The following is a 20,885-nucleotide window of genomic DNA, read 5'->3' on the forward strand; positions in this document are numbered from 1 at the left end:
ATGAAAAATAAAACTTTAGTCGCAAAAAAGATTGCGTTAGTGGTAGCAGGTCTTTCGATGGCGGCTCCTTGCTTTATTGCGGGCGCGCCTGCGTTTGCTGACTCGTACGCAAGCGTTCAAAGAAGCACGAATGTTAACCTTGCAAAGCTTTATGGCACAACGGATGGCGTTGGTCTTATCTATAGTCATTATGACTTGGGCAAAAATCCAACTGGAGAAGGCAAATTCGCATTTCAGCTGTATTACGACATGTTAATGGCGTCTAACAATACGCGAATGGCAAGTAAAACTGGCAAGCTTGATGCTGCTAGCGAAAAGCTTCTTAATTCAATAAAAGAGGAAATTAGAAGATACGAATATCATTTTCATTCTTTTACTAAGGAAGATGGCGAAGATTCGTATTTGCTTGAAAAACACTGGAAGCGTATTGATGCAGCTAAAAGCCAAGAAGAGTTGAAGAAAGCATACAAAGATCTTGCAGAGGCTATGCGCTTTTCTATTAGGAATTACAGTGCTCATTATGGTTTAAATAATGTTACGAATGGCATGCAAAATCCAAAGTCAAATAGTTTTGTAGACCCAACTCCTACAAAATCTAAGTTTGGCAATTATGATCTTTCGTACTTAGATAACTTTTCGCCAGTAGTCTCTAGAGACGATTCCTATCCGCATGCTCCAGCACCTGCGTCGTTGAGTGACGTTGATCCAAACTTAAAAGGCAACTTAGTCTTAGATAAAAGCATTGGTGCAGAAGCTGGAATGCCTAGCTATGTTAGGATTAAAACAAGAAAAATATATCCTAACGCAGATATGAACAAGATTATAAGTGATCCTCTTTTGGTTCTATCTCGCGCATACCTCTATAAGGGCAGTGTAGACGATTTTGGGGATGCGTACGGCGAGAAACCAGTGCTGCTGACTTCGTCAAGTTATAAAGATGACGATATCCTTATTGCTAAGGACTATTCAGGCGATACTAATAATGACGATCTGGCCTTTGATGTTTCAATTCCAGAAGGCTGCCACGGCTTATATACGCTTTTGCTTGTAGGCGAGGACGGAAGGCAGCTTGGATGGACCACAATAAATGTTGATAAAGAGGGCGAGAGCGTTGGTGATATTTCGCGTGGCGCTGCGATTGCTGCGCCTGACGCTTCGGACGTGACGCCTTCGGAGGAGCCAGGTGTTGAGCATGACGTTACTCCTTCATTCGACGTTACGCCAAGTTTTGATGTGACGCCTTCTGAGGATACTTATACTCCTTCTGATTTTGACTTTACGCCAAGTTTTGATGTGACGCCTTCTGAGGATACTTATACTCCGTCTGACTTTGACTTCTCTCCAAGCTTTGATGTGACACCTTCGGATGAGACTCCGTCTGATTTCGACTTCACTCCTTCGTTTGATGTGACTCCGTCTGAGGATACTTATACTCCTTCTGATTTTGACTTCACTCCAAGCTTTGATGTGACACCTTCGGATGAGACTGGTACTTCGTCTGACTTTGATTTCTCGCCAAGTTTTGATGTGACGCCAAGTGAGGATACTTATACTCCTTCTGATTTTGACTTCACTCCTTCGTTTGATGTAACGCCAAGTGAGGATACTTATACTCCTTCTGATTTCGACTTCTCTCCTTCGTTTGATGTAACGCCAAGTGAGGATACTCCTTCGGACTTCGATTTCACGCCAAGCTTTGATGTGACTCCTTCGGAGGATACTGAGACTTCGTCTGATTTCGATTTCTCGCCAAGTTTTGATGAAGCTCCAGCTAATGATTCTGATTCAAACGCAACGCCAAGTGACTTTACATTTGATTACAACTTCGACGCTGTAGACGCTCGGCGCTTTGACTGAGCTTGAAATTGCATAACGCATTTCAAGCTCCTTCAAAGCGCTGAGCCGCTTAAGCGTAAAGTCCAGTGGACTTTACGCGCGGCGAAGACGTGAGCGCGGCTAATCCGCGCGAGCGACATGACCTGTCTGTGCGCTTAGAGCGTGCTATTCCTCACGGCTTAATAGTCGTGAGGAATAGCGCTATGGAGCGCATGGAGTGTTGTTTGATAAAATGCTTGGTATGAGTCTATTAGAAGGCAGCCAGATTAGCGATATTAGCGAAAATATCCAAAATAGCCAAAACTCTCAAAGCAGCGCAGCTAACCAAGATATTTCTAAGCTCGATCCATTGATGAATCGCCCTAGAATATCAACAATCGTGTTATGCGCTATATTCGCATTGATTTTTGCTGCATCTGCTGCTCTTGTGTGGCTTCTAGCTGTTAGAACACCAATCGGCCAATCGTACGAAGAAATGGTAATCAGCACTTTTGGATATAGTGCCATTCCGCCAACATTCGCCGCAATTTTAGCGCCGCTTAGAAGTTCCATAATCGTTATAGTTTTATCTGCACTAATTTGCGTTGCGGCATTAATAATATCAATCATAAGAAAACGATGGTTGCTGCTTGCGCAATGCTGCGCAATATTCGCGCTATCGCTTGCTGCGGAGCCGTTAAAACGCGTTCTTCCTAGGCAAATGCTTGTAAACATTGCTACTCTTGCAAAAAATTCCGCACCTTCTGGCCACACTCTTTTAATGGCGGCTGCTTGCGCAATACTTGTTTGCGCGGCGTCTCGCGCGTTTAGAGCATGGGCTGCAGCTGGAGCAGCGTTAATAACGTTTTTGCTGGCTGTGGCACTTATGGGAGGCCGCTGGCATAGGCCTGCAGACGTTGTAATGTCGGTACTAATAGTGGGCGCAATCTCTTGTGCTGTAATGGCTTTTACGCGCGGTTCTGCAATGGATTTGCCTGGTCGCAGAAAGTCGTCTATAAGCGTGCAAATTGTTGGAACTGCAATGATCACAATGGGCGTTATTTGCATAGCGTATTTTGCATACATGTTTTATCAAATCATGCCAGGCATTGAGCTGGGCGCAAAATGGGCGATTGGCGTTTCGCACGTTTTAACATATTGGGCTGTTGCAGGTGCGTGTAGCCTAACCTTCGGCGTTTTAATGGTTATTAAGCAATGCGCGGCTGCTCCTTTAAGTAGACTCGGATTAGTCGGCGCGCCTCCTATGCCTCCTACATCTTCAGCGCCTGCATCTTCAGCAAAAAGCGATGAGCAAAGTCAGCCTGATGAAAGCGATTTGTTGAAGATTCTATCGTCTAATTAAATAAAAACTATCGTCTAATTGAATAAAAAAATAATTAAAATTGAATAAAAAATAAGTAAAGTGGTATATATAGGAGTATATGCTGATATTTCGCAAAGTTTGATTTTGTTGATTTTGCAGAATTTGCAGCGCATATTGCGTTAGAGTTGGCGTGGATTTAGTAATAAAAGCGCGGAATTGCATATAGAATGCATATGAATGAAAGGAGAGAGTATGACAGAGCAGAATAAGCTTGTCATTGTGGAGTCTCCCACTAAAGCGCGTAAAATAGGCGGATATCTTGGAAGCGGATACACGGTTATGGCGTCTGTAGGCCATATTCGCGATTTAGCACAGCCAAGTCAGGTGCCAGCCGCTAAAAAGGCGGAATTTGGCAAGTTTGGCGTAGATGTAAACAATGGTTTTGAGCCATACTACGTTGTTGGTGCAGATAAAAAGAAAACAGTTTCGGACTTAAAGGCTGCGCTCGCAAAGTCGGGCGAATTGTTCCTTGCGACTGATGAGGATCGCGAAGGAGAGGCGATTGCTTGGCATCTTGTGCAAGCGCTTAAGCCAAAAGTGCCAGTAAAGCGCATGGTGTTTCACGAGATTACAAAGCCCGCGATTCAAGCTTCGCTTGCTAACACGCGAGACGTTGACAATCATATGGTTGACGCGCAAGAAACGCGCCGCGTGTTGGATAGATTGTATGGCTACGAGCTTTCGCCAGTTTTGTGGCGTAAAGTTGGGCCAGGTCTTTCGGCTGGTCGAGTGCAATCTGTTGCAACGCGTTTGATTGTTGAGCGCGAGCGCGAGCGAATGGCGTTTAGAAAAGCAAGCTACTGGGATGTTTGCGCGGATTTGAGCGCAAACGGCGTTGATTTCCAAGCGCGAATGACTGCTCTAAACGGAGCGCGTTTGGCTGGATCTAAAGACTTTAACTCGCTTGGTGAGCTTCAAAAAGCTAAGGGTGAATTTGCTTTAGCGCACTATTTGAACGAGGCGGATGCTTGCGCAATTGCACAAAGCCTTGGCGCGGCCGATTTTGTTGTAAACTCAATGGACACTAAGCCGTATCGCCGCCGCCCATTGCCTCCGTTTACAACGTCTACTCTTCAGCAAACTGCTGGAAACCGCTTGTCTATGAGCTCTCGCCAAACTATGCGCGCGGCTCAATCTTTGTACGAAAACGGTTACATAACCTACATGCGTACGGATTCTGTAACGCTTTCTAAAGAGGCGATTTTTGCGGCTCGAGATTGCGTTAAGTCTAGTTTTGGCAGCGAGTATTTAGCGGATTCTCCAAAGCAGTATGCTACGACTTCTGCAGGCGCTCAAGAAGCGCACGAGTGTATTCGTCCTGCTGGATCTACTTTTAGGAATCCTGCGGATTTGGCTGGTGTGCTGCCTGCCGATCAGCTTAAGCTTTACACGCTTATTTGGCAGCGCGCGCTTGCGTCTCAAATGGCGGACGCTACTGGTTTTACAGCTACAGTTAAGCTAGACGCTTTAGCTGGCAGTTTTGGAACGGCTAATTTCCAGGCTTCTGGAACCGTTATCGAGTTTGCTGGATTTATGAAGGTGTTTGGCGGATTTAGCGAAGACGAGCAGTCTAAGGCTTTGCCGCCTATGGCTAATGGCGATGTTCTTAAAGCTTTGCAAGTTAGTGCGGATGGTCATGAAACTCAGCCGCCAGCTCGCTATACGGAAGCGTCTTTAGTTAAAACGCTTGAAGCTAAAGAGATTGGTAGGCCGTCTACTTACGCTAGCATTATTTCTACGATTATTGACCGCGGATACGTGTATGAGCGTGGACGCGCGTTGATTCCAAGCTGGCTTGCTTTTGCTGTTATTAAGCTTTTGGAATCTAATTTCCCAACTTACGTTGACTACGCGTTTACAGCAGACATGGAAAATGGCTTGGATCGCATTGCGCATGGCGAGGAAGCTGGTAAAGATTGGCTTTACAAGTTTTACTTTGGAGATGACGAGGCGGCGGTTGCTGGCGACTTTGCAATGCATGAAGGTTTGCAAAAACAAGTTGATCAGCTTGGCGAGATTGACGCTCGAGAAATCAACACGATTGATATTGGCGGCGGATTGCACGTGCGCGTAGGCAGATACGGCCCGTATTTGGAAGATACTAAGAATCTAGACGAAGAGGGCAATGCGCGCAGAGCTTCGATTCCAGGTACTTTGGCTCCAGACGAGTTGACTGAGCAAGTTGCACGAGATTTGATTGAGAACAACTCCGAAGGTCCGCGCGTTTTGGGTACAGATCCGCAAACTGGAGGCAGTGTAGAAGTTAGGAACGGGCGTTTTGGAGCGTACGTTGCGCTTGTTGAGGCTGCGGATGAGGCCTCGGGCGAGGATAAGTCGCAAGCAACCGACGATTCCGCTAAAACTGGCGCAAAGTCTTCTGCAAAGTCTTCTGCAAAATCCAAGAAGACTGCTAAAGCTAAGCCAAAAATGGCGTCTTTGTTCAAAACAATGGATCCTGCAACAATAACTTTGCAAGACGCTTTGAAACTTTTGAATTTGCCGCGATTAGTTGGCGTTGTAGAAGAAGTTGACGAGCAGGGCGAGGTTAAGCGCGCAAGGATTGAGGCGAATAATGGGCGATACGGCCCGTATTTGACTAAGACTTACGAGCGAACGGATTCTGGCGATTCGGCTGCGGATTCTAAGCCAGATAACCGCTCACTTGCAAGCGAAGACGCGATTTTTAGCGTGACTTTAGACGAAGCTAAGGAGCTGTTTGCGCAACCAAAGTACGGCAAGCGCACGCGTGGAGCTGCAAAACCGCCACTTAGGGAGCTTGGAGAAGACCCAGAAAGCGGCAAGCCAGTTGTAATTAAAGACGGCTTCTACGGAGCTTATATTACGGATGGCGTTACGAATCGCACGCTTCCAAAGCAATACACGCCTGAGTCGATTGAGCCGCAAGTTGCGTTTGAGCTTTTGGCGCAAAAGCGAGCGGCAGGGCCTGTAAAGCGCAAGCGAGCGGCCGCTAAGAAGACTGCTGCTAAAAAGACTACGACTAAAAAAACAGCAGCTAAAAAAACGGCAGCTAAAAAGTCTACTGTAAAAAAGTCTACGACTAAATCCGAGTAAACCCGTAAGAGGTATGCGAAAATGGCTATATGTCTTAAAAAAAGCGGGATTAGCGGCTTAAACAAAGGTCTTAAGGGGCTTTTTATATCTTTTGAAGGTATAGACGGCGTTGGAAAAACCACGCAAGTCGAAGCTTTGCGCGATTTTTTGCAAGCGCGCGGACTCGAGGTTGTTGTTACTAGAGAGCCTGGCGGCACGCAATTGGGAAAACAGTTGCGAGATATTCTTTTGCACGGAGATTCGATTTGTGCGCGCGCCGAAGCTCTGCTTTTTGCGGCGGATCGCGCTCAACACGCTGCGCAAATCATTATTCCAGCATTGCAGCGCGGTGCGGTGGTTATAACGGATCGCTACATTGATTCTTCGCTAGCATACCAATCGGGTGGGCGCGAGCTCACTATGCAAGATGTGCGCGATTTAAGCGAGTGGGCGTCTAATTGCCTTTGGCCAAATCGCACGTATTTGTTAGATATGAGCGAGAAAGATGCTGCTGTGCGATTGCATGGGCAGGCGGATCGCATGGAAAGTGCAGGGCTTGATTTTGCACGCCGAACGCGTGAAGCGTTTTTGGATCTTGCTAAACAAAACGCGCAAAGATTTTGCGTTTTAGACGCCACTTTGCCAGCTTGCGACTTATCGAAGTTGATTACTAAAGACGTGTGCGAGCTGATGGATAATGCTGGCGTGCGTTACTGTTGCGAAAAATCGCCAGAAACCGCAGAAAATCAAGGACTTTAGGACTCTAGGATTTTAGCAATGGACGTTTGGGAATCGGTAGTTGGTCAATCGCAAGTTGTTGAGCGTCTTAAAAAAGTAGCGCAAGGCGATTCAAGCAAAATCGCGCAATCGTGGCTTATTTGCGGTGCCGCTGGATTTGGGTGCGCAAAAGTAGCAAGAGCGTTTGCAGCAGCATTGCAATCGCGCGGAAAAGTCGGAAGCTTCCGCGCCGCTGAAGACTCCGCAACTCAAATAAATACTCAAATAAATCCAGATAAAATCGCAAGTGAAGTATTGGCTGGAACAAGCCCAGACGTAAACATTTTAAGCACAGACAAAGTTACAGTAAGCATTGACGAAGTGCGCGAAATAGTGTCCATGTCGGAGCAAATGCCAAGCGTTGCGCCGTGGAGAATCATAATAATCGAAGATGTTGGGCGCATGCTTGAGCGAACAACAAACGTTTTGCTAAAAGAAATCGAAGAGCCAGCACCTCGCACAATCTGGATTCTTTGCGCAGCAAGCGCAGCGGATGTTTTGCCAACAATTAGGTCTAGGTCTCAAATAGTGAATTTGGCGCAACCAAGCGACCAAGATGTTCAAGAATACGTGCAAAAACGCTCGAATGTGGATGCAAAAACAGCGGAAAATGTGGCTCGCATAGCTCAAGGAAACGTTGATTTAGCAATGCTTTATGCTACAAGCGAGCGTGCTAGAAGCAGGCGAGAAGAGCTTGTGGCTAGCGTTTTGCGACTTGGACGCGCAATAGATGCGATTATGCTTGCGCAAACGCTAATCGAAGACGCTAAAAGCCAGGCAGAAGATGAAGTGCAAAAATCTGTTGAAGTCGAGCAAAGCGAGTTTTTGCGCATAAATGGCATTAAGCCAACAGATAAAATTCCGCCTAAAATTCGTAGCGCATACAATGCGATTGGCAAAAAAGACGACGTTAAGCGCAAAGTGACTCGCGTAAGCAGAGATGTTCTAAACCGCGCAATAGATGCGATTTGCAGCGTGTACAGAGATGTGCTTGTTGTGCTAAATAATGCGCAATTACAAACACCACTTGTGAATCAAGAATTTAAAGCAGAGATTATGCAGCTTTCTAAAAAAATTACAGCAGAGCGCGCGCTTAAATGTCTTGATGCGCTTGCTGTGGCTAAAAAGCGGATTGCTGGGAATGGCAACGCAACGCTTGTTTTTGAAGCGCTTTTATGCTCGCTTTAACGCGCGCGAGCGATTTTCTCTATTTGCTGTTGCGCGAGGTTTGAGTATTTCTCTCCTCGCAAGTGACGCGCACTTTTGCGTATAGTTTATGAACGTTAATATTCTAAGGTTTTAGGTTTTAGTACGGCGCTATTTATTGCTCGTAGAGAAATACATCAAACCTTCTGGATATCTAGGACTTTTGCGTAGCTTTTATCGCCGAGATTCTCGATTTTTCTTGCTACTTCAGCGAATCACCACCTTCGGCGCTGAGGTTCGCTTCATCCGCTGCAAAAAATCTCGAATCTCTACCTAGCTTGGCGTAACCGCGCTCGAACGATTTTCCGGGTTTTGTACCAAATTTGTGTGGATTTTGGTACAAAGTGCGGAAAATAATTCCGGGTTTTGTACCATTTTTAGGTCAAATTTGGTACAAAGTGCGGAAGTTTTTTCTACGCGCTTTTTAGTGCATAGACCGCGCGAGCGACATGATCTGCTTTTTCGTATAGTCACAGCGGTAGTAGATACTTAAATTATGAATATTTCTACAGATTTCACCACTATTCCAGACAACTTTGCAAAAGCTGCGCCGGAAGAAAACAAGATTAACGGCGTTCCAGTCGTATCTTTTCCATTTTATGTAGACAAGTTGCCTGATTTTGTGCACTACTTGCATTGGCGATTTGTAGACGACGACGCTATACCAGTGTGCGGATTCCAGTGGATTCATTGGGTTGTAGCAAATGTTCCAGTGGAAGCGCTTATGTTTGACTTTAACGACTCGCGCGCTTTGCAAATTCCGCAAGACTTTTCTCGCACAATGCCAACCATGATTCCAGAAGTTGTACAAGGGCGAAACTCGCAAGCTAGCCGATTTGTGGGATGCACGGACCCTTCTATTACTATGCGTTACAACGGTCCGCAGCCGCCAGACAAGGATCACGACTACATGCTAGAAGTGTTCGGTACGCAAAAACCTCTTCCAAATCTTAAAGAGGGCTTCTATCTTAACGAGATGATGAATGAAATCAGGCATTATGATTCGTATGTAGACGTTAACGGATTATATTTGCGAGGAAAAGCTTAGAGTTTAAGGTTTAGAGCTTAAGGTTTAGAGTATAGGGTTTAGGCTTTATATGACTTCGCGCTGGCAAATCGCAAGCAGCTTACGACTAGATGCGCGTGTGTAAAATAGTCAAAAATAAGCAAAACTAATCTAAACAAACAAAATTATCTAAAATAATCAAATAGCCAAAATAATCAAAAATTAGAAAATAGGGGATGCAAATATGGCATGCACAACAATTTTAGTAGGACGCAAAGCGAGCTACGACGGCTCCACGCTTATTGCGCGTAACGAAGACTCCGCAAATGGAGAGTTTAACCCAAAGCGCTTAGTGGTAGTAAAGCCACAAGACCAGCCTCGCGTTTATAAGTCCGTGCTTAGCCACGTAACAGTAGAGCTTCCAGATAATCCAATGCAATACACAAGCGTTCCAAACGCAGACTTGCGCGAAGGAATTTGGGGAGAAGCTGGCGTTAACGAAGCAAACGTGGCAATGAGCGCTACCGAAACGCTTACATCCAACGAGCGCGTGCTGGGCGCAGACCCAATGGTGGAGCTTCAAAAAGCGCAAGGCAAAGAAGGTGACGCTGATTATAAGCCAGAAGTGTCTGGCGGAATTGGCGAAGAAGACTTCTTAACGCTTGTTTTGCCTTATATTCGTAGCGCTCGCGAAGGCGTTGAACGTTTGGGCGCGTTGCTAGAAAAGTACGGCACTTACGAGATGAACGGCGTTGCGTTCTCGGATGTAAACGAGATTTGGTGGATGGAAACTGTTGGCGGACACCACTGGATTGCTAAGCGCGTTCCAGACGAGGCGTATGTTGTTATGCCAAACCAGCTTGGAATTGACGAGTTCGATTTGGAAGATGCTTTGGGAGACCAAGAAGAGCACATGTGCTCGGCTGATTTGCTTGAGTTTATTGAAGAAAACCACTTAGATTTGTCTGTGGAAAACGCTTCGCCGTTTAATCCTCGAGATGCTTTCGGCTCTCATTCGGACGCCGATCATGTGTACAACACGCCGCGCGCGTGGTTTATGGAGCGTTTCTTGAATCCTTATGACGAAGTGTGGGATGGTAAAGATGCGGATCACAAGCCAGATAGCAACGATATTCCGTGGGCGCGTCAGCCTGAGCGCAAAGTGACTGTTGAAGATATTAAGTACGTTTTAAGCTCGCACTATCAGGGAACTGAGTACGATCCTTACGGCAAGCTTGGCGATGAGCATACGCGTCATCTTTTCCGACCAATCGGCATCAATCGCCAAAGCCAGCTTGCTGTTATGCAAATCCGCCCTTACATGCCAGAGCCAATGCGCGCAATTCAGTGGATGGCGTATGGCTCTAACCCGTTTAATGCGCTTGTGCCGTTCTATCCAAATGTAAACGAAACTCCAAAGTATTTGGAAGATACAACTACTCGCGTAACAAGCGAAAACTTCTATTGGGAAAATCGCATTATTGCAGCTCTTGCGGATGCCGCATTTAACGATACTGCAAACGCGATTGAGCGCTACCAAGAAGTTGTTGGTTCGCTTGGTCACGCAATGGTTAAGGCTACGGATGCTGCTGTAGCAGAGCTTCTTGGCGTTGATTTGGCTGATTACGAGCCAGAGCGCGAAGGTTGTGAAGGCAAAGATTGCGATGATTTAGTTCGCGATCCTGAAGCTATTATTGCAGAGCTTAGAAACGAAGACGTGCGCGCGGCTTTGGCTAAAGCAAATGAAGATATGTCTGCAAAGTTGAAGAAAGAAACCGATTCTTTGCTCGATACAGTTCTGTACATAACTAGCATGCGTATGAAGAATGGTTTTAATCGATCCGATCACTAATCGCAAACTGTTATAGACGTTACTAATAACGCGCATAGTTTTAATGTAATATTGCTATACCACGCCTATGCAATCGTATAGTATAAAAATTGTTCATTTACATTAGCTATGCGCGTTTTATTATTGAACGTCTGTTATTGAACACTATCAGCATCAACTAGGCTTTTCGCTTATGAAAGTGGGGAATATGAGCATTCTTGATTCGTTTACTGCACAATTTGGATTGGTTAAAAAAATCGACGCTTTTGGATTTATGGATTATCTAAAGAAGAATCCAAGCGAGCAAAAAAAGCACGGTAAAGTGCTACTTGTTACAGCTGATACTCCTCTTAAGGCTTCTAGAGGAGAGGGCAAAACAACCACCACTATTGCGCTTGTAGACGCGTTGCGCGAACGTGGAGTAGATGCTGCGGCTGTTTTGAGGCAGCCAAGCATGGGAATTACTGCAGCTGGTTCAAAAGGCGGCGCTAGCGGCGGCGGAAAGTCCTCGCTTTCGCACCCAGAGTTGATTGACTGGGGATTGTGCGGAGAAATGGCGGCTATTGAATGCGCGCAAAATTTGCTTGTTTCTTTTGCAGAAAAGGCGATTGACGAGGGTATTTTAGACACGATTTTAGTGCCGCGTGTAAGCGAAGTGCCTTCGCGATCTTTACGTAGCATTGCTGTTGATTTTGGCAAGGGCACGGTTGCGGAGCGCGTTGTGTTAACGCCAACTTGTGAGCTTATGCAAATCGTAGTTCTTTCGCGAAGCATGGAAGAAATAGCAAATCGCGTATCTTCTATGATTGCTGGCACAAAAGACGGGAATCCTGTTAAATTTGGCGATTTTGTTGACTTGTGGCGAATCACAAATATTCTTGCTGATGCTGTAAAGCCTGCAAAAACTGAGACGATTAATGGTTCTCCGATTTACGTTCATTGCGGGCCATTTGCCAACGTTTCGCTTGGTATTCCAAGCCTTGTGAGCGTTGAGATGGCTTGCGCGTTGCACGATGTTGTTGTTGTGGAAGCAGGGTATGGCACGGATGCTGGCGCGCAAAAGTGGCTAGATATTGCTGCTCGCGAGTTTGGGGCAAAGTGGCCTGCTGCTGCGGTTGTTGTTACTCGAGCCACTACTTGGCAAGATGACGAAACTCTTGCATGGCGTTACCCGTTCCACGTTTCGCGCCTTGAGTCGCTTGATATTCCTACTTTCCCTCTTGTTAATTTGTGGGAAGGCGAAGATGAGCAGGTTCCAGATTTGCTTGAGCAAGCTAAGGCTTTGGGATTCCGTAAGCCGATTGTTGGCAATCTTTTCCGAGATGGCGGAGATGGGTTGGCAGATCAGCTAGACGATTTTGTGTCTGTGATTACCGATGATGCTGAAACGAAAGTTCCAGAAAGCCGCCGTGGAAAGTCTCTTCGCGAGCGTATTAATCTGCTTTGCTCCGAGGCGTATGGTGTGCCTGTTGAGCGCGTAATCGATAAAGCAGGTTTTGCTGATTCGTTGAAGGAAGCGCAGGATTTGTGCAATAAGGCTGATGTTGATTTTGATAGTTTGGCTCTTGTTGCTGTAAAGTCGCCAGCAACCATGACGGATGACGACCACGCGCCTGCTGATTCTCGCACTGTAACGCTTAAAAAGGTGGAAGTTCATTCTGGCGCAGGCGTTGTTCAAGTCAACCTTACAGCTTCGCTCACAACGCCAATGCCAAAGATTGTGTGATTTTCCGCTGTGAAATCTTCCGCATTTTGTACGTGATTTAGGTCAAATGTGGTACAAAGTGCGGAAGGTTTTTCCTGATTTTGTACGTGATTTAGGTCAAATGTGGTACAAAGTGCGGAAAAAGTAAACAAACTCGGGCGCATTCTGGCGCATCCTGGAGCATCGAAGTTAAATTATGCAAAAGTGCGGCGCAGCCAATCGCAAGCAAGATCAATCCATTGCTGAACTTCTGGCTGAACAAACTCAGGCAGCACTGCGCCATTTTCATCGCGCTTAGCTGTCTCTTTAACCGCCAAAGCCAAGCCGTGCGGGCCCTTAGGGAACAAATGTGCTTCCACGCTTACGCCAGCTTTAACACAAGCATTAATAAACATAATCGAGTTTTGAACTGGAACCGTTTGGTCCGTAATAGTTTGCCAAACGAACACAGGTGGAGTCTTAGAATCAACGTGATTTTCAAGCGAAAGCTGCTTCACGAGTTGCTCGCGAGTACTAGAATCTACGTCTCCAAAAAGACGGTCGAAAGTTGGCTTATGCGCGTAATCGCCAGCAGAAATCACAGGGTAAGCAAGCATAAGAGCGTTTGGGCGCACGCTATTTGCGTTATATCCATTTGCTTCTTCAACATCGTCGCTAACGCTAGTCGCAAGATTTGCGGCAACATGGCCGCCTGCAGAGAATCCAATAATCGCCACTTTTTGCGCATCTACATGCCATTCTGCTGCATTATTGCGAATCAATTGCATAGCCTGCGCGGCTTCCAAAAGCTGAGTAGGGTGTGCGCTAGGCACAAGCGAGTATCGCAAAACAAAAGCGTGGAATCCAGCGGCAGCAAACTTCATAGCAATAGGCTCTGCTTCTCGATTAGAAACGCGCAAGAATCCGCCGCCTGGCAAAATCAGCACTGCTGGTCGCGTTTGATCCCCTTCGCTATCTAAATTATCGTCTAAAATATATGCAGTTAGAAGCGCGTTACTGCCATCAATGCCTTTAATTTGGCGTTCTATAATCTTCATGGTATCTCTTTTCGTTTTGCGCGATTGCAATTTATGTTAAGCATAATTACTAAGCATAAACTTAAGCATTACTAAGCATAAACTTAAGCATAATTCTAATCAAATATCTTATTTTTAGTGTGCATTATGTGCGTTATTTTATAAATTCGTGTAGAGTCTTAAGAGGTTTTATAAGGAGATTTAAGATGAGCAGTGAAGAAGATAATTTAGGAAAAGTTGTTCTTGCGGCCACTCCGATTGGGAATATGGGAGATGCCTCTGCGCGCTTGATTAATCTTCTAGAAACTGCGGATATTGTTGCAGCAGAAGATACGCGTAGGCTTTACGACCTTGCAAATCGCCTTGGCGTGCATGTTTCTGGGCAAGTTGTTGCGTATCACGATCACAATGAGCGCAATAAGGCAGATGGTTTACTAGACAAGGTTGAGCAAGGCAGCACTGTTCTTGTTGTTTCCGACGCTGGCATGCCTACAATTAACGACCCAGGGCTTGCGATTGTTCGCCGCGCAATAGAGCGCGATTTGCCTGTTACTTGCGCGCCTGGCCCGAGTGCCGTATTGGATGCTTTGGCGCTTTCGGGTTTGCCAACAGATCGTTTTTGCTACGAAGGTTTTTTGCCGCGCAAGTCAGGGGAGCGCATGCAGCATTTGCGCTCGCTTCTTTTAGAGAGGCGAACAATCGTGTTTTACGAGGCGCCGCACAGGATTGCGGAGTCAATGGCAGCTCTTCTTGCAGTTTTTGGAGCAGATCGAAAAATGGCGTTGTGCCGCGAGCTTACTAAGGATTTTGAAGAAGTACGTCGTGGAACTATTGAGCAGATTGCAAAAAGCGTAGAAAATGATCCTCCTCGTGGCGAGATTGTGCTTGTACTTTCGGGCGCTAGCGAAAGTGATGTTGCGCAACAAAACGTTGATTTAAGCGTGGATCAGCTTGCTAAAATGGCTTGCGATCTTTCGCAAAACGAGGGCTTGCGAATCAAAGATGCTATAACTCGAGTTGTTTCACAAAATCCTCTTTCAGACGGCTCTTTTGCTAATCGTAAAGAAGTTTATGCAGCTTGCTTAAAAATCAAGGAAAATGTGGACAACTAAGTAGGAAATTAAGCCAAAAATGTGCAAATGTGGAAAAGTTGCATCAATAAAAGCGAAAAATGTGCAAATGTGGAAATTAAGCAGCAATTAATCCCCATTTTTTGCATATTCGTATGCTTCTAAAAGCACATCTAGACTTTGTTTAACGCCTGGCCCTCCTTGCTGAGATATGTATTCGAGCATTTTTGCGTCCGCGACTGGGTTTGCAACAACCCATTTTCTTAATTCAGGCACGTTCTTAGCAATATGCCATAGCACGTCTTTGCTTGTGTTTTCGCAGCACGCGACTTGCGCAGTGAGCACAATTGGCGGTTTTGGCGGCATTGCGCTCGCTTTATAATTCTTAATATTTTCTCTAATAGTCATAAAGAATATTGTCCTTGTCTATTATGTATTTAATCCACTCTTTTGCCTTCGCAGCTCCTGGAAAATAAGGATTGCTGTCTATGATTTTTTCGCAATCTTTAAAACTGGTGTTGTATTTTTGCGCCAATTCGCACACAGTATCTACTCTTCTTATTTCTTCGTAAATGTTTTTTGATGGCGTTAGTGCAATGTCGCAAATAGTTCGCGCTGGAGAAGTTACGTGCAAGTCTTTAATCACCCTTTGTTCTTTTTTCATTAGTTTTCTTCTAAACACTTGTAGTCGGTGATCGTACGGCTTTATTCGATAATGACTTTTGGATATTATCTCTAGTATGTTTGGGATTTTTCCGCCAAGCCAAATCCAAGATGCTGTAAATGCGCATGCAACTGTTCCGTTTGGAAGCAGATTTTTTAGCACGTTGCATCGTCCTTCTGGGGTTTTTGCGGTAGATTGTGTAAATCCAGTGCGTATTGAAACGTTGTTGAATGCTCCAAAATTGCATAGTTTCTTCATGCTTAGTGGCCCTGGTAGGTGTTTTGTGTCTATAAGAATAGGCAGCTCCTCGTTTTGTTTTTCCGAAAATAAAATCATCTCTTCGTTTTTGTAGTCTTTGTAGTTTTCGTATTCTTCGTATTCTTCGCGAGTTTTGTATTCTTTGCGTCTTTTGTAGTCTTTTATTGCTTTTTTATTTTTTTCGTCATTGTGTATTGTGCGTTTTTTGTTCAACGTTGAAGTGCTCATGTTTCTCCTTTCTGCGTAATGTGCTTAATACGCCAACTTTTTAGTGCTGTAATGTTTTAGTGCCGTAATTCTGTAATGTTCTGCTGTTCTAGGTTTTAATCTTCTAAGTTTTATACACAATATCGTGTTTTACTTTTTTGTCTACGCGATTTTTCGTAATTGTGGAAAAGTGGATTTTTAGTTTTTTACATCAAAAAATGTGACTATATGTGACTAAATCATATGTGACTAAATGTGGTTGTGTACGATTGCGCTTGATTACACGCGATTATGCTTGATTTATCTACTTTGCTATGTGATTTTTATAGCGATTTTTATAGCTATTTTTTAGTGTGATTTTTCGGCGTGTTATTTAATGTGTCCTCGCTGAACAAGATAATATTTGGCTATGAGTCATATTTTGGTGAATGTTGCATGGCCTTACGCAAATGGCCCTCGTCATATTGGTCACGTTGCAGGATTTGGTGTACCTTCCGACGTGTACGCGCGTTACGAGCGCATGAAGGGAAACAGCGTGCTTATGGTTTCTGGAACAGACGAACACGGCACGCCGATTTTAGTTGAGGCAGATAAAGAAGGCGTGAGCGCGCAAGAGCTTGCAAACCGCTATAATAGCGTGATTACTAAAGATTTGTGCGATTTGGGTTTAAGCTACGATTTGTTTACGCGCACAACAACAGCAAATCATGAGCATGTTGTTCAAGAGATGTTCCGCCAGTGCCTTAAGAATGGTTATATTTACAAGGGAACTCAAAAGGTTGCGATTTCGCCTTCTACAGGCCGCACTCTTCCAGACCGCTACATTGAGGGCACATGCCCGATTTGCGGCGCGGACGGCGCCAGGGGCGACCAGTGCGATGCTTGTGGAAACGAGCTGGACCCAGACGAGCTTATTAATCCTGTTTCTAAGATTAACGGCGAAACTCCGCGATTTGAAGAAACAGAGCATTACTTCCTTGATTTGCCTGCTTTAGCAAACGCAAACTTGGAGTGGCTTAATTCCAGGGATGGTTGGCGTACAAATGTTATTAACTTCTCAATTGGTCTGTTTAAGGAAGTTAAGCCTCGAGCAATTACGCGAGACATTGATTGGGGCATTCCAGTTCCTGTAGAAGGCTGGATTGATAACCCAAATAAGCGCTTGTACGTGTGGTTTGACGCCGTTATTGGCTACTTGTCTGCATCCATTGAGTGGGCGCGTAGGCAGGGCAAGCCAGACGCTTGGCGCGATTGGTGGTGTGACCCTAAGTCTCCTGGCTACTACTTTATGGGCAAAGATAACATTACTTTCCATTCTCAAATTTGGCCTTCAGAGATGCTTGCGTATAACGGCGCTGGCTCTAAAGGTGGCGAGTCTGGCGTTTATGGCCCACTTAACATGCCAGAGCAGGTTGTTGCTTCCGAGTTTATGACCATGGAAGGCAAGAAGTTCAGCTCTTCGCGCGGAATTGTGATTTACGTTAAAGACATTTTGGCGCGCTACCCAGTGGATGCTGTGCGCTACTACATTTCCGTTGCGGGTCCAGAAAATTCCGATGCCGACTTTACTTGGGCAGAGTTCGTTCGTCACAATAACGAGGAGCTTGCAGCAAGTTGGGGCAATCTTGTTAATCGTGTTGCAAATTTGATCAATAAGAATTTTGGAGAGATTCCGCCGTTGGATGAAAATTCAATGACAGATATGGACCGTGCGCTTTTGGATCAAACTTCTAACGCTTTTGAGATTGTTGGTGGTTTGATTGAGCGTCATCATCAAAAGAATGCTCTTAATGAGGCTATGCGCGTTGTGTCGGATATCAACAAGTATATTTCTGCCACGGAGCCTTGGAAGATTAAGGATGACGAGTCTCGTCTTGGAACTGTTTTGCATGTTGCTGCACAAGCTGTTTCGGACGCTAATCATTTGCTTGCTCCATTCTTGCCTCATTCTGCGCAAAAAGTTTGGGAAGCTCTTGGTGGAACGGGAGTGTTCTCGCCGCTTCCAAGAATCGAAGAGGTGAGCGACTTAGATAATCCAGATTTTAAGTACCCGATTATTACTGGCGACTATGAGCTTGGAAAGACTGTTCATCCATGGGAAAGTGAGCCGTTGGTTACTGGTACTCCTGTTGCTAAGCCAACCCCGATTTTTGCCAAGATTCCTAAAGAGGCGATTGATGAGGAGCTTGAGCGTTTTGAGTCTGCTCTTGCTGCTCGTCGTAAAGCTGACGAAGAAAGATTGGCTGCAGCTAAAAAATCGTTGGAATCTGAGTGATTTTAGCGGAAAATTTTAAGGCATAGTGACGTATATAACAAAAAATTGGCATACTGCCAGGAATATGAAAAAATTTTCAGGAAATTTTTAGTTTATATGCGTGTTTTGCGAGAAAAATGTGGTTATAATGAATATTGCTGATGGTTCTTCCATCAGTGAGGTTCGTTCGCGAACCCCATAACTGAAACCTTCTTCTCTCTTTCTCTCTGCCCCGGTGGGTTTTCTCTTTCCCACCGGGCTTCTTTTTATCTTTTTCAAGCTCTTGCTGCTTACTCACACTTCCCGAAAATGTTGCTCAAAACTCTGTGAATCAGCTACAAACGCACTACATGATTACGCAAAGCTAGGTGGAGATTCGAGATTTTTCGCACTGAATGAGATGAACCTCAGCATCTTTGATGGTGATTCATCGAATGAAGAAGAAAAATCGAGAATCTCGGTGATAAAAACCACGCAAAAGTTCTAGACATTCAGAAGGTTTGATGTATTTCTCTACGAGCAATAAAAGAGGAGCGTAGCGACGGGATTTGCGAGGAGAGAAATACTCAAACCTCGCGCAATACCAGGTAAGGAATTGTATTCAGGCAGGCAATCGTTCGCGCGGTCTAAGCGCGCGAACGTCTTCGCCGCGCAGAAGCAGTGCTTCTGCCTTGAGCGGCTCAGCGAATCGAAGTGCATTCGCGCGCTACGCTATTCCTCACGGCTATTAGTAGCCGTTCGGCTGATTTGGCATGTAAAGTCCAGTGGACTTTACATTTGAGCCAAATCACGCTTTGAAGGAGCTTGAAATGCGTTATGCAATTTCAAGCTCAGTCAAAGCGCCCATGCAAGTCGATTCGCAGCCCTCCTACACACCAAATAGGGAAGCGCACAACCCCAAATATGGAAGCGAATAAAACAAAAAACGCAGATTGCATTTGTAATTTGCGAATGCAATCTGCGTTTGTAAATCAGCTCGCGCTAAATCAAGCTAAATCAAGCTAAATCAAGTTTAGCGGCAGCGCTTTGTAAGTGGCGTCCATGGGTCAAGCATTACAGGCTCTTGATCCAGTATGGCTCGCGTTGCTTCATCAAGATACTTCTTGTTAATAATGATTTCGGTAACGTAGCGGTCAAACCACTGCGCGGATCCAACGTAGTATCCATCTTCGCCGTTATCTTTGCCCCAGCTGTTTTCAATCTTCCAGCGGTCTGGCTCGCCATCTTTATTAAGATTTACGCCAGTAAAGGTCATTGCGTGGTTGCCTGGGCAATCCATATACTCCAAACCTTTAGCTTTGTCGAATGTAAACTCTACATCGAATAGCTCGTCTACGCGCACAACTGCTGGGTCAAAGAAGCCCTCTTGCCTTAGCGAGAATTGCGTGCAATCGCAAGCGAACCAAATTGGGTGTCCGTCTTTTAGCTGATCCACAGCGGCTTTGCGGAACACTTCTAGCGCAACGTTTGCAAACTCCATTTCCTTAGTCTCCGCAACGTTTGTTGTGTACTTGAGTTGGTAGAGCTTGTTGAACGGAGTGCGTTCCATTGGGGAGTTGCACAAGCTTACAAAGTCGTTTACGTCTACCGGCACGTACTTCTTTGCAAACTCGAGTGGTGTAATGCCGTATTCGCAAATCATTGGGCGATCGTCTTTGCCGCTCTTTGGCTTATCGTCCTTCTTTTCGCCGCCCTTAGATTCACTATTTTCGCCGCTCTTTTTATCGTCCTTCTTGTCGTCGTCATCTTTAGTGCGCGCAAAGAAGTCAAAACGCTCTGGTGGCTCGCCTAGTGCGATTGCAGTCATGCGGTATACGGTTTCCAAGTCGCGAATCTTCATTTTTCGCAACTCTTCCATAGAAGTGCCATTCTTGTGTGCCTCGCGCAATTCGCATGCAAACTCGCGAAGCTTGCTATTAATGTATTGCACGAATGCTTCGGAATCGGTAGCGTTTTGCGAATCTGGGTATGCGCTCTTTGGCATAAGTCCGTACTTGTTTACCAAGTTAACGAACATTTGCCACCATCCGCCGTCGTCAATCGGACCGTAGTTAATGCTCTCAAAAATTCGGCTATCTAATGTCTCATCTAAAGTCGCCAAAACGTTTTCCAAGTATGCGTTTGCTTTTTCAATCTTGTCCCAGAAGAACAAGTAGCTTTCGGAAAACTCAAAGTCTTCTAGATTCCACTTATGCATAAGCTCGTAGCGCAAAGTGTTAAGCGATGCAAACATCCAGCAACGTCCAGAATGCTGCTGATTTGTTATTGTTCCTTGCTTTAGTTCTATAGAAAATTCGCGTGGAAGTGCGCGCTGACCCTGGTAGCTTGTTGCTGCTTTAAGAACGCCGCTCGATACCGAAGCGTTTGCTGCTACTCGATTTGCTCGCTGTTCGTTAAAATGCTTAGAATATTCGCGCACGTCGTTTAGCGTAACGGCTTTTACGTTTTCAGACATATATCTCCTTTATCTTGTTAAAAACAGTGAATAAGCGTTATTGTAGCTTGCTCAATGCACGAGTCGCGTTTTGCGCGGCTTTAAGTAGTTCGTTAGTGTTTTAGTTTGTGAGTGTTTGTGTTTCGTTTATGTAAAATATGCATTTTTATGTGTTTATGGCGATTTGCGCAACTAATTTTCGTAAAT

General features: G+C 45.3%; 15 protein-coding genes. 11 read left to right on the forward strand and 4 right to left on the reverse strand.

The window, feature by feature from the left end; all coding sequences use genetic code 11:
* The 8 genes from NYP55_RS06515 (at position 1) to NYP55_RS06550 (ending at position 12,796) form a co-directional block, all read left to right on the forward strand.
* Positions 1-1,857 carry a cellulosome anchor protein gene (locus tag NYP55_RS06515; protein WP_346284479.1) on the forward strand — a complete coding sequence of 619 codons (1,857 nt, stop codon included), beginning with the start codon at positions 1-3 and terminating at the stop codon, positions 1,855-1,857.
* A 211-nt stretch (positions 1,858-2,068) separates the two neighbouring features.
* Positions 2,069-3,178 (forward strand): phosphatase PAP2 family protein, encoded by a 1,110-nt coding sequence (locus NYP55_RS06520; RefSeq protein WP_115757722.1) that lies wholly within the window; start codon positions 2,069-2,071, stop codon positions 3,176-3,178.
* Positions 3,179-3,391: 213 nt separating this feature from the next.
* Entirely contained in the window at positions 3,392-6,271 is a 2,880-nt protein-coding gene (gene topA, locus NYP55_RS06525; protein WP_472781756.1) for a type I DNA topoisomerase, read from the forward strand.
* A gap of 21 nt (positions 6,272-6,292) precedes the next feature.
* Positions 6,293-7,009, forward strand: a complete 717-nt coding sequence (tmk, locus tag NYP55_RS06530; protein ID WP_472781757.1) for a dTMP kinase — start codon at positions 6,293-6,295, stop codon at positions 7,007-7,009.
* An 18-nt stretch (positions 7,010-7,027) separates the two neighbouring features.
* Positions 7,028-8,215: a DNA polymerase III subunit delta' gene (locus NYP55_RS06535; RefSeq protein WP_472781758.1), complete on the forward strand. Its 1,188-nt coding sequence runs from the start codon at positions 7,028-7,030 to the stop codon at positions 8,213-8,215.
* A gap of 514 nt (positions 8,216-8,729) precedes the next feature.
* Entirely contained in the window at positions 8,730-9,281 is a 552-nt protein-coding gene (locus NYP55_RS06540; protein ID WP_415697354.1) for a YbhB/YbcL family Raf kinase inhibitor-like protein, read from the forward strand.
* 202 nt (positions 9,282-9,483) lie between these two features.
* Positions 9,484-11,091: a C69 family dipeptidase gene (locus NYP55_RS06545; RefSeq protein WP_115757705.1), complete on the forward strand. Its 1,608-nt coding sequence runs from the start codon at positions 9,484-9,486 to the stop codon at positions 11,089-11,091.
* Between the two features lie 187 nt (positions 11,092-11,278).
* Positions 11,279-12,796 (forward strand): formate--tetrahydrofolate ligase, encoded by a 1,518-nt coding sequence (locus NYP55_RS06550; RefSeq protein ID WP_472781759.1) that lies wholly within the window; start codon positions 11,279-11,281, stop codon positions 12,794-12,796.
* A gap of 173 nt (positions 12,797-12,969) precedes the next feature.
* On the opposite strand, the gene NYP55_RS06555 is transcribed toward NYP55_RS06550, so the two are convergent.
* Positions 12,970-13,812, reverse strand: a complete 843-nt coding sequence (locus tag NYP55_RS06555) for an alpha/beta hydrolase (protein WP_472781760.1) — start codon at positions 13,810-13,812, stop codon at positions 12,970-12,972.
* Positions 13,813-13,997: 185 nt separating this feature from the next.
* Here NYP55_RS06555 and rsmI point away from each other — a divergent pair, with 185 nt between their 5' ends.
* On the forward strand, positions 13,998-14,903 hold the full coding sequence (rsmI, locus tag NYP55_RS06560; protein ID WP_472781761.1) for a 16S rRNA (cytidine(1402)-2'-O)-methyltransferase: 906 nt from the start codon (positions 13,998-14,000) through the stop codon (positions 14,901-14,903).
* A gap of 87 nt (positions 14,904-14,990) precedes the next feature.
* On the opposite strand, the gene NYP55_RS06565 is transcribed toward rsmI, so the two are convergent.
* Entirely contained in the window at positions 14,991-15,269 is a 279-nt protein-coding gene (locus NYP55_RS06565) for a variant leucine-rich repeat-containing protein (protein ID WP_020757442.1), read from the reverse strand.
* Positions 15,259-16,011, reverse strand: a complete 753-nt coding sequence (locus tag NYP55_RS06570; RefSeq protein WP_472781762.1) for a hypothetical protein — start codon at positions 16,009-16,011, stop codon at positions 15,259-15,261. Before NYP55_RS06570 ends, NYP55_RS06565 begins: the two co-directional genes overlap by 11 nt.
* Before the next feature lie 388 nt (positions 16,012-16,399).
* On the opposite strand from NYP55_RS06570, the gene metG reads away from it, so the two are divergent.
* Entirely contained in the window at positions 16,400-18,265 is a 1,866-nt protein-coding gene (gene metG, locus NYP55_RS06575) for a methionine--tRNA ligase (protein ID WP_472781763.1), read from the forward strand.
* A gap of 795 nt (positions 18,266-19,060) precedes the next feature.
* The gene (locus tag NYP55_RS06580; protein WP_248901521.1) at positions 19,061-19,249 is read left to right on the forward strand and encodes a hypothetical protein; all 189 of its coding nucleotides are present in this window, start codon (positions 19,061-19,063) and stop codon (positions 19,247-19,249) included.
* A 7-nt stretch (positions 19,250-19,256) separates the two neighbouring features.
* Here the strand turns inward: NYP55_RS06580 and NYP55_RS06585 are convergent, their stop codons facing one another.
* The gene (locus tag NYP55_RS06585; RefSeq protein WP_020759234.1) at positions 19,257-20,699 is read right to left on the reverse strand and encodes a C1 family peptidase; all 1,443 of its coding nucleotides are present in this window, start codon (positions 20,697-20,699) and stop codon (positions 19,257-19,259) included.
* Between the last annotated feature and the right edge of the window lie 186 nt (positions 20,700-20,885).

The sequence above is a fragment of the Gardnerella sp. c10Ua_31 genome (genome assembly GCF_055700915.1).

Coding starts and splice junctions, on each gene's coding strand:
- tmk (WP_472781757.1), top strand. CDS start 6,293: ATGGCTATATGTCTTAAAAAAAGCGGGATTAGCGGCTTAAACAAAGGT.
- NYP55_RS06515 (WP_346284479.1), top strand. CDS start 1: ATGAAAAATAAAACTTTAGTCGCAAAAAAGATTGCGTTAGTGGTAGCA.
- NYP55_RS06580 (WP_248901521.1), top strand. CDS start 19,061: ATGCAATTTCAAGCTCAGTCAAAGCGCCCATGCAAGTCGATTCGCAGC.
- NYP55_RS06585 (WP_020759234.1), bottom strand. CDS start 20,699: ATGTCTGAAAACGTAAAAGCCGTTACGCTAAACGACGTGCGCGAATAT.
- NYP55_RS06535 (WP_472781758.1), top strand. CDS start 7,028: ATGGACGTTTGGGAATCGGTAGTTGGTCAATCGCAAGTTGTTGAGCGT.
- NYP55_RS06550 (WP_472781759.1), top strand. CDS start 11,279: ATGAGCATTCTTGATTCGTTTACTGCACAATTTGGATTGGTTAAAAAA.
- topA (WP_472781756.1), top strand. CDS start 3,392: ATGACAGAGCAGAATAAGCTTGTCATTGTGGAGTCTCCCACTAAAGCG.
- NYP55_RS06545 (WP_115757705.1), top strand. CDS start 9,484: ATGGCATGCACAACAATTTTAGTAGGACGCAAAGCGAGCTACGACGGC.
- NYP55_RS06570 (WP_472781762.1), bottom strand. CDS start 16,011: ATGAGCACTTCAACGTTGAACAAAAAACGCACAATACACAATGACGAA.
- NYP55_RS06520 (WP_115757722.1), top strand. CDS start 2,069: ATGCTTGGTATGAGTCTATTAGAAGGCAGCCAGATTAGCGATATTAGC.
- NYP55_RS06540 (WP_415697354.1), top strand. CDS start 8,730: ATGAATATTTCTACAGATTTCACCACTATTCCAGACAACTTTGCAAAA.
- NYP55_RS06555 (WP_472781760.1), bottom strand. CDS start 13,812: ATGAAGATTATAGAACGCCAAATTAAAGGCATTGATGGCAGTAACGCG.
- rsmI (WP_472781761.1), top strand. CDS start 13,998: ATGAGCAGTGAAGAAGATAATTTAGGAAAAGTTGTTCTTGCGGCCACT.
- metG (WP_472781763.1), top strand. CDS start 16,400: ATGAGTCATATTTTGGTGAATGTTGCATGGCCTTACGCAAATGGCCCT.
- NYP55_RS06565 (WP_020757442.1), bottom strand. CDS start 15,269: ATGACTATTAGAGAAAATATTAAGAATTATAAAGCGAGCGCAATGCCG.